The organism is Hydrogenophaga sp. SL48 (genome assembly GCF_021729865.1).
Lineage (GTDB): Bacteria > Pseudomonadota > Gammaproteobacteria > Burkholderiales > Burkholderiaceae_C > Hydrogenophaga.
Genome location: NZ_CP063400.1, coordinates 1,260,261 through 1,274,002, shown reverse-complemented (window position 1 = coordinate 1,274,002; position 13,742 = coordinate 1,260,261). Strand labels below are relative to the sequence as shown.

Below are 13,742 nucleotides of genomic sequence, written 5' to 3'. Positions count from 1 at the left end.
GCGCACGCGCTCAAGCCTGCTTGGCCGCCTCTCGGTACACCAGCAGGGGGGGTTTGTTCTCTTCAATCGTGGACTCATCGACCACGACTTTTTCAACATTGCTCATGCCGGGCAGATCGAACATGGTGTCGATCAGCGCGTTTTCCAGGATGGAACGCAGTCCGCGCGCACCGGTCTTGCGAGCCAGTGCCTTTCGCGCGATCGCCTTCAGCGCCGCGGGACGCACTTCCAACTCCGCGCCCTCCATGGCGAGCAAACGCGAAAACTGCTTGACCACCGCGTTCTTAGGCTCGGTGAGGATCTCCACCAGCGCATCCTCGCTGAGCTCCGACAGCGCGGCGATCACGGGCACGCGACCGACCAGCTCGGGGATCAGCCCGAACTTGATCAGGTCCTCGGGCTCGATTTCCTTGAAGGCATCGGTCAGGCTGCGCTGCTGCTTGCTCTTGACCACCGCGCTGAACCCCATGCCAGAGGCCTCGGTGCGGTTCTCGATGATCTTTTCCAGCCCGGCAAACGCGCCACCGCAGATGAACAGGATATTGGTCGTGTCCACCTGAAGGAAATCCTGATTCGGGTGCTTGCGGCCACCCTGGGGCGGCACGCTGGCCATGGTGCCTTCGACCAGCTTGAGCAGCGCCTGCTGCACGCCCTCGCCCGAGACGTCGCGGGTGATCGAGGGGTTGTCGGACTTGCGGGTGATCTTGTCGATCTCGTCGATGTAGACGATGCCCTGCTGCGCGCGTTCGACGTCGTAGTTGCAGCTTTGCAGCAGCTTGGCCACGATGTTCTCGACGTCTTCTCCCACATAACCGGCCTCGGTCAGCGTGGTGGCATCGGCCATGACGAACGGCACGTTGAGCATCCGTGCCATGGTCTGGGCCAGCAGGGTCTTGCCCGAACCCGTCGGGCCGATCAGCAGGATGTTGCTCTTGGCCAGTTCGACATCATCCTTGCGGGCGTTCTGCTTGTGGCGCAGGCGCTTGTAGTGGTTGTAGACCGCCACAGCCAGCGCGCGTTTGGCCGCTTCCTGTCCGATGACATAGTTGTCCAGATTGCCTTTGAGATCGGCAGGCGTCGGCACATCGTCGCTGGACGACTTGACCGACTCCAGGCCAGGCAGTTCGTCGCGAATGATGTCATTGCACAGGTCAATGCACTCGTCGCAGATGAACACCGATGGGCCGGCGATCAGTTTCTTGACCTCGTGCTGGCTCTTGCCACAAAACGAGCAGTAGAGCGCTTTTTCGCTGGAGGCGGATTTTTTGTCGGCCATGGGTCTGGAGGTCCGGAATGCCTGTTGGGAGCGGTGGAATCAATGATAGTTCAAGCCCACACAGGCTCAAACGAGGGAAAAGAGGGCCAATCAGGCCCATTCCGCTGCCAGAACAGGCCTTTTTTTCTAGCGACCAACCACGGCTTCCGTGGTCAGGCGGCGGTGGGGCGCTTTTCAATCACCTTGTCGATCAGACCGTACTCGGCAGACTCGGCGGCGGACATGTAATAGTCGCGCTCGGTGTCTCGAGCGATGCGGTCCAGCGGCTGGCCGGTGCGTTCTGCCAGGATCTTGTTGAGCTGCTCGCGGGTCTTGAGGATCTCGCGGGCCTGGATTTCGATCTCGGTCGCCTGGCCGCGGCTGCCGCCCGAAGGCTGGTGAATCATGATTTTCGAGTTGGGCAGTGAAAACCGCTTGCCTTTGGTGCCGGCCGCCAAAAGGAAGGCACCCATGCTGGCAGCGAAGCCGCAGCACAGGGTGGACACATCGGGCTTGATGAAGTTCATCGTGTCGAAAATCGCCATGCCCGCGCTCACCGAGCCGCCGGGCGAGTTGATGTAGAACGAAATGTCCTTGTCGGGATTTTCACTTTCCAGAAACAGCAACTGCGCCACCACCAGGTTGGCCGAATGGTCATTGACTTCACCGACCAGGAAGATCACCCGTTCCTTGAGCAGACGGGAATAAATGTCGTAGGCACGCTCACCGCGGCCCGAGGTTTCGATGACCATGGGCACCATGCCCAAACCCTGAATGTCCATTGCGCTCATGCGTTTCTCCGGTGTGTGTTTGAGACCATGTCACTACTGTAACCAACCCGACAAAGCCGCAACCCCGCAGCGGCTTTGTCAGAGGCTTGCATATGGCGTGCCGACCACAAAAGACAAGCCGCGCCGCAAAAAAAAGGGCGGATTCCTCCGCCCTTGTCGCTCGCGTCGGCTGCCTGCGTCAGGCCTTGCCGATCAGGCCTGACCCATCAGCTCGTCAAAACCGATCGCCTTGTCGGTGACCTTGGCGTTGGCGAACAGGAATTCGGTAACGTTGTTTTCGATCACGATCGCTTCCACTTCGGCCATGCGGCGGTTGTCACTGGTGTACCAGCGCACGACGTCGGCCGGCTTTTCGTAGGACGCAGCCAGATCTTCGATGTGGGACTTGATCTGCTCGGGCTTGGCGTGCAACTCGTTGGCACGCACCAGCTCGGCCACCACCAGGCCCAGGCGCACGCGGCGCTCGGCTTGCGGGCGGAACAGGTCGTCAGGGATCGGCGCCTTGTCGGCATCTTTCACACCGCGTTGCTTGAGGTCGGCGCGCGCGCCTTCCACCAGACGGTCGAGTTCGGACTGCACCACCGACTTCGGCAGGTCCAGCTCGGCCTTGGCCGCCAGGGCATCCATGGCGGCTTGCTTGTTGCGGGCCTGCAGGCGGTGCTTGACCTCGCGCTCCAGGTTTTTCTTGATGTCGGCGCGCAGACCTTCCACCGTGCCTTCGGCAATGCCGAGGGATTTGGCCAGGGCCTCATCCACTTCGGGCAGGTGGGCGGCTTCGATCTTGTTGACGGTGACCAGGAAGTCGGCCGTCTTGCCGGCCACATCTTTGCCGTGGTAATCGGCGGGGAACGGCAGCGGGAAGGTCTTGGACTCGCCCGACTTCATGCCGCGCACCGCGTCTTCGAATTCCTTGAGCATCTGGCCATCGCCCACGATGAACTGGAAGGCTTCTGCCTTGCCACCGTCAAAGGCTTCGCCGTCGATCTTGCCGGCGAAATCGATGGTGACGCGGTCACCGTCGGTGGCGGCCTGGTCTTGCGCGCGCTGTGCGAAGGTGCGGCGCTGCTTGCGAAGGATGTCCAGCGTGCGGTCGATGGCGGCGTCGGTCACTTCCGACGACACCCTCTCGACCTCGGCGGTGCCCAGGTCGCCAATCTTGACTTCGGGGTACACCTCGAACACGGCGTCGAAAGCCAGCTGGCCTTCGGGCGACTCTTCCTTCTCGGTGATCTTGGGCTGACCGGCCACGCGCAGCTTGGCCTCGTCGGCGGCGGTGGCAAAGGCCTCGCCCACCTTGTCGTTCATCACCTCGTAGTGCACGGAGTACCCGTAGCGCTGGGCCACCACGTTCATCGGCACCTTGCCGGGACGGAAACCGTCCATCTTGACGTCACGGGCCAGGCGCTTGAGGCGCTTGGCGACTTCGTTCTGGATCACGTCGGCCGGCAGCGTGAGCGTGATCTTGCGTTCCAGTTTTTCCAGGGTTTCTACGGTCACGGTCATGGTTTTCTCCAAATAGGGACGGCGGGTCAGAAGGTGCTGCCTGCCGCAGGAAATCGCTGTATCTGAGGTGGTGCGCGGGGGGGGACTCGAACCCCCACACCATTGCTGGCGTCAGGACCTAAACCTGGTGCGTCTACCAATTTCGCCACCCGCGCGCCTGCACGGTGATCAAGCCCCGCAGCACTGACACTGCAAAGCATGCTTTCCGCTTTTCGGCAACCTTCTATTCTAGCCGCTGGGTTCAAGCTTCCTTTTTCACCCTGAACCAGGCCGCGTACATGGCCGGCAGGGCCAGGAGCGTGAGCACGGTCGCGACAATCAGACCGCCCATGATGGCCACCGCCATTGGGCCCCAGAACACGCTGCGCGAGAGCGGGATCATGGCCAGCACAGCGGCGGCGGCCGTCAGCACGATGGGGCGCATGCGGCGCACCGCCGCCTCGACGACCGCGTCCCAGGCCGGCACGCCGCGGGCACGGTCCTGCTCGATCTGGTCGATGAGGATCACCGAGTTGCGCTGGATCATGCCCATCAGCGCGATCACGCCGAGCAGCGCCACAAAGCCGAACGGACGGTTCAGCAAGAGCAACGCACCCGCGACACCGGCCATGCCCAGCGGGCCGGTCAGGAACACCAGCAGCGAGCGGCTGAAGCTCTGCAACTGCAGCATCAGCAGCGTGAACGTGATGAACAGCATCAGGGGAACGCCCGCCGCGATGGACGATGAGCCTTTGCTGCTCTCCTCCACCGCGCCCGCGACCTGCACCCGGTAAGCGCCCAGCCCGCGTTCGATCCATCCCGCCTCGATCTTGTGCAGCGCCGGCAGCAACTCGGCCGTGACGGTTGCGCCCTGAAGCCCCTCGACCACATCGCCCTGCACGGTGATGGCGAAATCGCGGTTTTCGCGCCAGATCACGCCAGGCTCCCAGTCGAACACCGGTCTCGCGATCTGGGACAGCGGGATGCTCTTGCCGCTGACCGTGGGCAGGTAGGCGTTGGCCAGGCTGGAGATGGCGTCGCGCTCGGACAGCGGCTGTCGCAGCACGATATCGATCAGCTTGTCGCCATCGCGGTACTGCCCGACGGTGCTGCCGCTCAGGATGGTGCGGGCGGCCTGTGCGATCGACTGGCTGGACACGCCCAGCGCACGCGCCTTGCTCTGGTCCACGTCCAGGCGAAGCACCTTGACCGACTCGTTCCAGTTGTCGTTCACGCCGCGCATGTTCGGGTTCTCACGCAGGACCGCCTTGACCTCGTCGGCCAGGCCGCGCAGCACCGCGGGGTCCGTGCCGACCACGCGGAACTGCACCGGGTACGGCACCGGTGGCCCGTTGGGCAGCAGTTTCACACGACCCCGGATCTCGGGGAACTCGGTGGCCAGCAGGGCCGGCAATGCCTTGCGGATGCGTTCACGTGCCTCAAGGTCTTTGGGCAACACGATCAGCTGCGACACGTTGCTTTGCGGGAACACCTGGTCCAGGGGCAGATAGAAGCGCGGCACGCCCGATCCCACCCAGGTGCTCACGCTGCTCACGCCTGGCTCCTTCGCCATGCGCGCCTCGACCCGGCGCGTGATCGCGTCGTTGGCCGTGAGGCTCGCGCCTTCAGGCAGCCAGAGATCGACCATGATCTCGGGTCGGCTCGAATCGGGGAAAAACTGCTGCTGCACCTTGCCCATGCCGACGATGCCCAGCACGAAGGTGGCGATGGTGAGACCGATGGTGATCCAGCGGTGTTGCACGCACCAGTTCACCAGCGCCCGGAAACGCACATAAAACGGTCCGTCGAACACCTCGTGGGCGGGGCCGACGTGTGGTTTCACCTTGAGCAGCCGGACGCCCAGGTAGGGCACGAACATCACTGCGACGATCCACGACAGCACCAGCGCGATCACGGTGACCGCGAAAATGGCGAAGGTGTATTCGCCCACCGTCGAGTTCGCCATGCCGATGGGCAGGAAGCCCGCGGCGGTGATCAGGGTGCCGGTGAGCATCGGCATGGCGGTGGCGTCCCAGGTGAAGGTCGCGGCCTTCATCATCGAATAGCCCTCTTCCAGCTTGCGCACCATCATCTCGACCGCAATGATCGCGTCGTCCACCAGCAGGCCCAGAGCGATGATCAGCGAACCGAGCGAAATCTTGTGCAGCCCGATGCCCCAGTACTGCATGGCCAGAAACGTGATCGAGAGCACCAGGGGAATCGTGATGAGAACAACCAGGCCGGGGCGCGCATCAAGCCGGTAGCGGCGCCATCCGGTCCCGCCCTCGCGCCGGTGCAGGCCCAGGCTCAGGAAGCTGACCGCCAGCACGATCAGCACGGCCTCGATCAGCACCTTCACGAACTCGTTCACCGACCGGGTCACCGCGCTGGGCTGGTCCTGCACCTGCACCAGCTGCATGCCGGCGGGCAGGTTGCGCTCGATGTCGGCCACCGCCGTCTTCAGCGCCTCGCCCAGGGCGATGATGTCGCCACCCTTGGCCATGGAGATGCCCAGGGCCACGCTGTCCTTGCCGTTGTGGCGCACCTTGACCTGCTCGGGATCGACGTAGCCCAGGCGGATGTCGGCGAAGTCGCCGAGGCGCAGCTGGGTGCCGTTGGCGGCCCGCACCGGCATCGCACGCAGTTGTTCGACCGAATTGAACGCCCCGCCCACGCGCACCTGCACCACGTCGTGCGGCGCCTGCACCGCGCCGGCCGACTCCAGCACATTCTGCTGGCCCAGGGCGGCCAGCACCTGCTGCATGTCCAGACCCAGCGTGGCCAGGCGCTGGTGGGAAATCTCGATGTAGAGCTTCTCGTCCTGCACGCCGAACAGCTCGACCTTGTTCACATCCTTCACCCGCAGCAGCCGCTGGCGCACGGTGTCGGCGACCTGCTTCTTGTCGGCTGGGGAGAAGCCGTCGCCCTGCAGCGCGTAGATGACACCGTACACATCGCCGAACTCGTCATTGAAGAACGGACCCACCACGCCCTGTGGCAGCGTCGCCCGCATGTCGCCGATCTTCTTGCGCGCCGTGTACCAGACCTGCTGCACCTCAGCTGCAGGCGAGTTGTCTTTGAGTTGAAAGATGATCAGCGTTTCGCCCGGCTTGGAGTAGCTGCGGATCTTGTCGGCGTAAGGCACTTCCTGCAGCGTCTTCTCCAGGCGGTCGGCCACCTGCTCGGCCACTTCCTGTGCGGTGGCACCCGGCCAGTAGGCGCGAACGACCATGGCGCGGAAGGTGAAAGGTGGGTCCTCGTCCTGGCCAAGCTGGAAATAGGCAGCCACGCCCAGCAGCATCAGCACGATCATCAGGTAGCGCGTGAAGGCCTGGTGGTCCAGGGCCCACTGCGAGAGGTTGAATCGCGACACCCAGGAAGTGGGTTCGGGATGGGCGTTGTGGGTTTGCGGATTCATGCGCGACCTCACTCGGTGGCGGGAGCGGCGAAGCGCGTGACCTTCTGGCCCGGCGACAACACATGCACGCCCGCCGCGACCACCTCCTCACCGTCTTTCAAACCCTTCGCGATCAACAGGTCATTGCCTTCGGCACCACCGACGACCACCGGACGCAGCACCACCGTGTGGCTGGCGGGGTCAAAGACCCACACGGCGGTCTCGCCTTTCGCGCCACCGGGTGCGCTCATCAGCGCGCTAGTGGGCAGCTTGATGGCCGCGACGGCCACGCCGCCGGTCGCCGGCAGCGACACCGTGGCGGTGGCGCCCAGCGGCGCGCTCGCACCCGCCGGCAGGGCCAGCTTGACCTGGAAAGTGCGGGTGACCGGGTCGGCACTGGCCGCGACCTCCCGCACGGTGCCCTCCAGCGGCGCCTGCCCGGGCACCCCGTTGCCCCACAGCCGCACCTGAGCCTCCTGCCCGATGCGCACCTGGGCCAGCTTGTCCTCGGGCACGGCGATGACCACATCGCGTGCGCCGTCTCTGGCCAGGCGCACCACCGGCGTGCCGGCGGCGACCACCTGCCCCACCTCGGCTTCCACCGACAGCACCACGCCGGCGCCATCGGCCAGCAGCCGCGCGTAACCGGCCTGGTTGCCCTGCACCGAGCCTTGCGCGCGGGCCTGACGCAAGCTCGCGTCGGCCGCCTGCAGGGTGGCCTGCCGGCGCTCGATCTCGGCGCCGCTCACAAAGCCCTGGTTTTTCAGATCCATGTACCGTTTCAGGTCGGCTGCTGCCAGATCGCGCTGGGTCTGCGCCGCGCTGACCTGGGCCTGCGCCGCCTGGCTGGACAGGGCGAGGTCCTGCGCATCCAGTTGCGCCAGCAACTGACCCGCGACCACCCGCTGGCCCACCTCGACCGGACGCTGCGTCACTTTGCCGCCCACCCGGAACCCCAGGCGCGATTCGGTGCGCGCCCTGACCTCACCCGCGTACTCGCTCTGCCCGCGCACAGTGCCGCTGCTCACCTTGAGCAGCTTGACCGCACGGATCGGCTCTTGCGGTGCCTCGGGCTTGGAACACGCGGTCAGCAGCAGGGCGGCCGTCGAAACAAGGATGAGCGGGCGGATGTTCATGGTGTCGGTCGGCTGATGGCGGCGCCCACCACCACGGTTTGCGCCGAAAATCGGAAGAAAACCGGTGAATCATATTAATGACTGACCGGTTAGTAACCAAAATTGTAGTGCAATCTTCGCAGGTGTGCACCCGTTCAACGGCGCGCCACTCTGCCCGACGCAGACGGCGGCCAGCGCCGTTCACTGCCAAACCCTGCAACCACCGAAGTCCCGCCCGCATGACCCCGCCCGCCCCGCCCTCTCCTGCCACCGCCGCCGCTCCGGCGCCCCTGTCGGCGGGTGTGGGCCACTACGAAAACTTTCCGGTGGCCTCGCTGCTGTGCCCGCCAGCCCTGCGTCCGGCGGTCATGGCGATCTACCACTTTGCCCGCACGGCCGACGACATCGCCGACGAAGGTGACGCCTCGCCCAGGCAGCGCCTGGCCGAACTGGCCAGCTACCGGCTGGCCCTGGCGCACGCGCTGAGCGACAGCCTCCCCGCCGGGCAGGACACGCCCTGGGAACACGTCTTCGGCCCGCTGGCCCGGGCCATCCGGCAACACGGCCTGCCCGGTCCGCTGCTGCACGACCTGATCAGCGCCTTCGAGCAAGATGTGCGCCACACCGCCATCGGCCACCGCTACGCCGACGAGACCGAGCTGCTGGCCTATTGCAGGCTGTCGGCCAACCCGGTGGGGCGCTTGCTGCTGCACCTGTATGGCATTGACGACGAGGTCTCGCTCCAGCAAAGCGACGCCATCTGCAGCGCCTTGCAGCTCATCAACTTCTGGCAGGACATCAGCGTGGACCTGCCGCGCCAGCGGAACTACCTGCCGGCCGACGCGCTGAACCGCCACGGGCTGAGCCTGGCGGACTTCTCCGGCCCCGTCGATGCCGACCGCACGGCCCGCTGCCAGGCGCTGGTGGCCGAACGGTGTGACCGGGCCCGCACGCTCATGAACCGGGGCGCCCCGCTGGCGTTGAGCCTTCCCGGGCGCGCGGGATGGGAACTGCGGCTGGTCGTGCAAGGGGGTCTGCGCATCCTCGACAAGATCGACGCCATCCAGCACCGCAGCTGGCAGACGCGCCCCACGCTGGGCAAGGCGGACGTGCCGCTGCTGCTGTGGCGCGCCGCGTTCGGGATGGGCCTCAGACGGCGCGCTCGGGCAGGCTGAAGCCGAAGCGGGCGCCTTCGCCCGGGCGAGCTGTGGCCCAGACCCGCCCGCCGTGGCATTCGACGATGCGCCGCACCATGGCCAGGCCCAGTCCCAGGCCCGGGTCGGGCGCACCCTGTGCGCGCTGGAACAGGCCGAACAGCTCGGCCGCTTTTTCAGGCTCGAAGCCCAGCCCGTTGTCGTGAACGAAGTAGGCGTGTCCGCCGGGCACCGCCTCGTAACTCACCTCGATGCGCGGCGACACGTGGCTGCGCGCGTGGCGCCAGGCGTTGTCCAGCAGCTCCTGCCAGACGCGCCGCAGCAAACCGGCGTCGGCCACGGCGGGCGGCAGGTCGGGCGCCAGCACACACGCCACACGGTGACCGTGGGTGCGCTCGTCCAGCTCCCGGATCAAACGGCGCAACAGCGCGGTGGTGTCCACCGTTTCCAGCTGCACGTCGGCCACCTGCAGCCGGGCCAGCGCGGCCATGGACTCCATCAGCCGCTGAAGCCGGCGGCTGGAGTCGAGCACCTTGAGCGAAATGCGCTTGGCCGCCTCGGGCTGGTCGGCGTAGGCCGGGTCGCCCAGCAACTGCGCGTAGCTGATGACATGGCGCAAGGAGGTCCGCAGGTCGTGGGCCAGGGCCTGTGCGATGTCGCGCAAGGTCTGCTCGGCCGAATCCAGGCGCGCCGCCAGCGCCGCCGCCGACGCGGCGTGCGACGGCCCCGAGCCCGAATCGGGTTCCATCGAGACGGAACGCAGGGCCAGCGGGTGGGGGAATCGCGGTGGGACGTCATGGGTCAATGAAAAGGTGGCAAAACGCTGGGCTGAACACCCAGAGACACAACACTAACGCCTTACGGCAAACAAACCTTCGTGCGCCACGCCGCGCGCCGCCGTCCGTTGCCTTTTCAACACCCAATGTGACGGACATCGCATTTTCCGGCCCACAGCACCCCTGGGCTGCGGCATACCTCCGGGATGGACACCCACTGGACAACCCCTGAACGCAACCGCCCAACGGCACCGAAGCGGGCCGGAACCGCCCATAGCGGCCCGTCCCCGTGATGCACGGCACGCCGTCGGTCCTTCAATCGCGCGCTCGGCGGCCGATACAACAGGAACAGCCGGACGTTCCCGGCCGCCTTGCCACCCTGGCCCAGGCGCGATCTCCGCACCCCGCGATGCCCACGACCACGCCCCCATGACCCGAACCCCGGCCCCCAGCACCGCACCCGCCGCCCGCTGTCAGGTGTGCGCGGCACGCCTGAACTGCCTGATCGGCGGTTTGCCGCGCGCACGCCAGGTGCGCCTGGACCCCTGGATCAGCGAGGTCGACTTCCGCAAAGGCGACACCCTGCAGGTCGAAGGCGCGGCCACCGAGGTGGTTCGCACCATCAAGCTCGGCACCGTCATGCTCACCCGCCGGGGGCTGGACGGCGTGGCACGCCCGGTGGCCATCATGGGCCGGGGCCACTTGCTCGGCCAGTGGCGCCTGCTCGATCAGCCCACCCAGGTCGGCGCCCTGGCCTTGTCGAGCGGCCGGGCTTGTGAATTGCCCGTCGCCTCGCTGGGCGGAACGCTGCTGCAGGACCCGGTGTTCCTGAACATGCTGCACACCGGCATGGCCCACACCTTCGCCCGGCTGGCGGACTGGAGCCAGGTCGTGCGCCTGCGCGGCCTGCCCCGCCAGCTGGTGGCCACGCTGGTGCTGCTCGGCGAAGCGCAGGGCGCCAGCGCGGTGCGCCTGCCCAGCCATGTGGCGCTCGCGGCGGTGCTGAACACCACGCGCGAATCGGTGGCCCGGACCCTGCGCCAGCTCGAAACCGGCGGACATCTGCGGCGCATCGACCGCTGGCACGCGGAGCTCAGCCGCAGCCACCGCGAGGTCTTCGAAAACGACCTGACCCCGCCCTGACCCCGCCGGCAACGGGCTGCCGTGAAACGGCTGTTTACACTCAGGCAACCCGCCTGAGTCCATGAATCCACAAGACTACGTCCAGCAAAAAGCCGCCGCCTCTGGCAGCAGCTTCTACTACGCCTTCCTGTTCCTGCCTGCCGAACGACGTGCCGCGATCACGGCGTTCTATGCGTTCTGCCGCGAGGTGGACGATGTGGTCGACGAAATCAGCGACCTCGGGGTCGCGCAGACCAAGCTGGCCTGGTGGCGCCGCGAGGTGGCGCAGGCCTTTGCGGGCGAAAGGAACCACCCGGTGATGCAGGCGCTGATGCCGCACACCGCCCGCTTCGGCATCGAGGCGCGGCACCTGCTGGCCGTGATCGACGGCTGCCAGATGGACCTGGACCAGAGCCGTTACCTCGACTTCCCCAACCTGCAGCAGTACTGCCACCTGGTGGCCGGGGTGGTGGGCGAGGTGGCCGCGCGCATCTTCGGTCAGACCCAGTCGCAGACCACCGACTACGCCCACCACCTGGGCCTGGCGTTCCAGCTCACCAACATCATCCGTGACGTGGGCGAAGACGCGGCGCGTGGCCGCATCTACCTGCCGGTGAACGAGCTGCAACGCTTCGACGTGAAGGCGCACGAGCTGATCAAGCGCGGCGCGGCGCCCGGCATGGACACCGCCGATTTTCACCAGCGCTTCCTGGCGCTGATGCGCTTCCAGTGCGACCGCGCGCTGAAGACCTACGACGAGGCCCTGGCCCTGCTGCCCGAGGCCGACCGGCGCGCCCAGAAGCCGGGCCTGATGATGGCCAACATCTACCGCACCCTGCTGCGGGAAATCGCCGTCGACCCCCTGCCCGTGCTCACCCAGCGCGTGAGCCTCACCCCGCTGCGCAAGTTCTGGCTGGCGTGGAAGGTGCAGGCGCTGGGACGGTTGTGAAGGTTGCCCCCCACGCTCCGCCGCTGCGCGGGTCGCTGCCCCCCCAAGGGGGGCTGGTCCGGCTTGGGGCGGCCCGGCGCCGGACCGTTGCCCCCCCAAGCGTGCTCCCGCCAACGGCGGGAACCCGGGGCTCCGCCGCTGCGCGGGTCGCTGCCCCCCAAGGGGGGCTGGTCCGGCTGGGGGTGGCCCGGCGCCGGACCGTTTCTGTTTCCACACCCCGCCGCTTCGAGGGTGGCGCGTCGTGAAAATTGCCATCGTCGGCGCAGGCTGGGCCGGCATGGCGGCAGCCGTGGCTGCCGCCGACGCTGGCGCGGACGTGACCGTGTTCGAGGCCAGCCGCGTGCTGGGCGGACGGGCCCGGGCGCTGCAGACACAGCGGCCTGACGGCCTGCGGCTGACCCTGGACAACGGGCAGCACATCCTGATCGGGGCCTACAGCGAATCGCTCGCGCTCATGCAACGTGTGGGGGTGCGTCCGGCCGAGGTGCTGCTCGGCTTGCCACTGGCCCTGCCCTACCCCGACGGCAGCGGCTTGCAAACCCCCGCCTGGGCCGCACGCTGGCCCGCGCCCCTCGATGCCCTGGCCGCCATCGCCACCGCGCGTGGCTGGCGCTGGAGCGAACGGCTGGCGCTGGTCCGCGCCTCGCTGGGCTGGCAAGCAGCGGGTTTCGCCTGCCCACCCGAGCAGACCGTGGCCGAGTTGTGCGCCCGGCTGCCCGCGCGCGTGATGGACGAGCTGATCGAACCCCTGTGCGTCTCGGCCCTGAACCTGCCGGCCCGCGACGCCAGCGCGCAGGTGTTCCTGCGGGTCATGCGCGACGCCCTGTTCGGCCGCGGCTTTGGCGGCTGGGCCGCGTCGAGCCTGCTGCTGCCGCGCACCGATCTCGGCGCCCTGTTTCCGCAGGCCGCCGCGCACTGGCTGCAGACCCGACACGCGATGACTTCCAGGGTCGCTGAGGGTGCCCGTGTCGTGGGGCTGCACCCGCAGGACTCTGGCTGGTGCCTGAGCGGCCAGCGCCAGGGCGAAGGGTTTGACGAGGCCTTTGACCACGTGATCTGGGCCACCGCCGCCGGCCCGGCCGCACAGGCCATGGCACAGGCCGCCCAGACGGCAGACGCCGACACCGGCGAGCGGCTCCGCGCCTGGGCCGGCGACACCGCGGCGCTGGAATTCACCGCCATCACCACCGTTTACGCCTGGGCACCGGGCGCCCGCCTGGCCGCGCCCATGCTCGCGCTGCGGGCCGAGCCCGATGCCCACGCCGCCCCGGCGCAGTTCGTGTTCGACCGTGGCCAGCTCGCCCCGCAGGACCCGGCGGCGCAAGGCGTGCTGGCGTTCGTGATCAGCGCCAGCGAGGGTGAACGCGACGCGCTGCAGGCGCGCGTGTTGCAGCAGGCAGCGCGCCAGCTCGGTTTGAGCGGGCTGCAACCGATCCAGACCGTGGTGGAAAAGCGCGCGACCTTCGCCTGCACCCCCGGCCTGCGGCGCCCCGCGCAGGCCATTGCGCCGGGCCTGTGGGCGGCGGGCGACTACGTGGACGGGCCGTACCCGGCCACGCTGGAAGGCGCGGTGCGCAGCGGTCTGGCGGCGGTGGCGCGGGTTTGACGTCCGCGCTGCTGCAGCGCCCCATCCGCAGACCCTGGTCACACCGTGTGCCTTGCGCGGGCGCCTTCACGGGAACCTCTGCGGCCAACAGCGTT

The 13,742-nt window shown here is 67.3% G+C and carries 10 protein-coding genes and 1 tRNA gene; 4 read left to right on the top strand and 7 right to left on the bottom strand.

Features of this window, described 5'->3' with window-relative positions:
- Positions 1-10 precede the first annotated feature (10 nt).
- The 6 genes from clpX to IM738_RS06050 all read right to left on the bottom strand — a co-directional run bounded on the left by clpX (position 11) and on the right by IM738_RS06050 (position 8,061).
- Complete coding sequence (gene clpX, locus IM738_RS06075; RefSeq protein WP_236964999.1) at positions 11-1,276, bottom strand: ATP-dependent Clp protease ATP-binding subunit ClpX; 1,266 nt, start codon at positions 1,274-1,276, stop codon at positions 11-13.
- A gap of 152 nt (positions 1,277-1,428) precedes the next feature.
- Entirely contained in the window at positions 1,429-2,046 is a 618-nt protein-coding gene (gene clpP / locus IM738_RS06070; RefSeq protein ID WP_236964998.1) for an ATP-dependent Clp endopeptidase proteolytic subunit ClpP, read from the bottom strand.
- 192 nt (positions 2,047-2,238) lie between these two features.
- Positions 2,239-3,549 (bottom strand): trigger factor, encoded by a 1,311-nt coding sequence (gene tig / locus IM738_RS06065; protein ID WP_236964997.1) that lies wholly within the window; start codon positions 3,547-3,549, stop codon positions 2,239-2,241.
- Positions 3,550-3,617: 68 nt separating this feature from the next.
- Positions 3,618-3,704, bottom strand: a tRNA-Leu gene (locus tag IM738_RS06060).
- Positions 3,705-3,790: 86 nt separating this feature from the next.
- Positions 3,791-6,946 carry an efflux RND transporter permease subunit gene (locus tag IM738_RS06055; RefSeq protein WP_236964996.1) on the bottom strand — a complete coding sequence of 1,052 codons (3,156 nt, stop codon included), beginning with the start codon at positions 6,944-6,946 and terminating at the stop codon, positions 3,791-3,793.
- 8 nt (positions 6,947-6,954) lie between these two features.
- The gene (locus tag IM738_RS06050; RefSeq protein ID WP_236964995.1) at positions 6,955-8,061 is read right to left on the bottom strand and encodes an efflux RND transporter periplasmic adaptor subunit; all 1,107 of its coding nucleotides are present in this window, start codon (positions 8,059-8,061) and stop codon (positions 6,955-6,957) included.
- A 218-nt stretch (positions 8,062-8,279) separates the two neighbouring features.
- Between IM738_RS06050 and hpnC the strand changes: the two genes are divergently transcribed.
- Positions 8,280-9,215 carry a squalene synthase HpnC gene (hpnC, locus tag IM738_RS06045; RefSeq protein WP_236964994.1) on the top strand — a complete coding sequence of 312 codons (936 nt, stop codon included), beginning with the start codon at positions 8,280-8,282 and terminating at the stop codon, positions 9,213-9,215.
- On the opposite strand, the gene IM738_RS06040 is transcribed toward hpnC, so the two are convergent.
- Entirely contained in the window at positions 9,190-9,999 is an 810-nt protein-coding gene (locus IM738_RS06040) for a sensor histidine kinase (RefSeq protein ID WP_236964993.1), read from the bottom strand. The genes hpnC and IM738_RS06040 overlap by 26 nt on opposite strands.
- 400 nt (positions 10,000-10,399) lie before the next feature.
- Between IM738_RS06040 and IM738_RS06035 the strand changes: the two genes are divergently transcribed.
- The 3 genes from IM738_RS06035 (at position 10,400) to hpnE (ending at position 13,647) form a co-directional block, all read left to right on the top strand.
- Positions 10,400-11,113, top strand: a complete 714-nt coding sequence (locus IM738_RS06035) for a Crp/Fnr family transcriptional regulator (protein WP_236964992.1) — start codon at positions 10,400-10,402, stop codon at positions 11,111-11,113.
- Positions 11,114-11,174: 61 nt separating this feature from the next.
- Positions 11,175-12,041: a presqualene diphosphate synthase HpnD gene (hpnD, locus tag IM738_RS06030; protein ID WP_236964991.1), complete on the top strand. Its 867-nt coding sequence runs from the start codon at positions 11,175-11,177 to the stop codon at positions 12,039-12,041.
- Positions 12,042-12,282: 241 nt separating this feature from the next.
- Positions 12,283-13,647 (top strand): hydroxysqualene dehydroxylase HpnE, encoded by a 1,365-nt coding sequence (gene hpnE, locus IM738_RS06025; RefSeq protein WP_236964990.1) that lies wholly within the window; start codon positions 12,283-12,285, stop codon positions 13,645-13,647.
- Positions 13,648-13,742: the final 95 nt, after the last annotated feature.

Bases quoted from the DNA above. Each gene is read 5' to 3' on its own strand.
- clpX (WP_236964999.1), bottom strand. From the start codon at position 1,276: ATGGCCGACAAAAAATCCGCCTCCAGCGAAAAAGCGCTCTACTGCTCG.
- clpP (WP_236964998.1), bottom strand. From the start codon at position 2,046: ATGAGCGCAATGGACATTCAGGGTTTGGGCATGGTGCCCATGGTCATC.
- tig (WP_236964997.1), bottom strand. From the start codon at position 3,549: ATGACCGTGACCGTAGAAACCCTGGAAAAACTGGAACGCAAGATCACG.
- IM738_RS06055 (WP_236964996.1), bottom strand. From the start codon at position 6,946: ATGAATCCGCAAACCCACAACGCCCATCCCGAACCCACTTCCTGGGTG.
- IM738_RS06050 (WP_236964995.1), bottom strand. From the start codon at position 8,061: ATGAACATCCGCCCGCTCATCCTTGTTTCGACGGCCGCCCTGCTGCTG.
- hpnC (WP_236964994.1), top strand. From the start codon at position 8,280: ATGACCCCGCCCGCCCCGCCCTCTCCTGCCACCGCCGCCGCTCCGGCG.
- IM738_RS06035 (WP_236964992.1), top strand. From the start codon at position 10,400: ATGACCCGAACCCCGGCCCCCAGCACCGCACCCGCCGCCCGCTGTCAG.
- hpnD (WP_236964991.1), top strand. From the start codon at position 11,175: ATGAATCCACAAGACTACGTCCAGCAAAAAGCCGCCGCCTCTGGCAGC.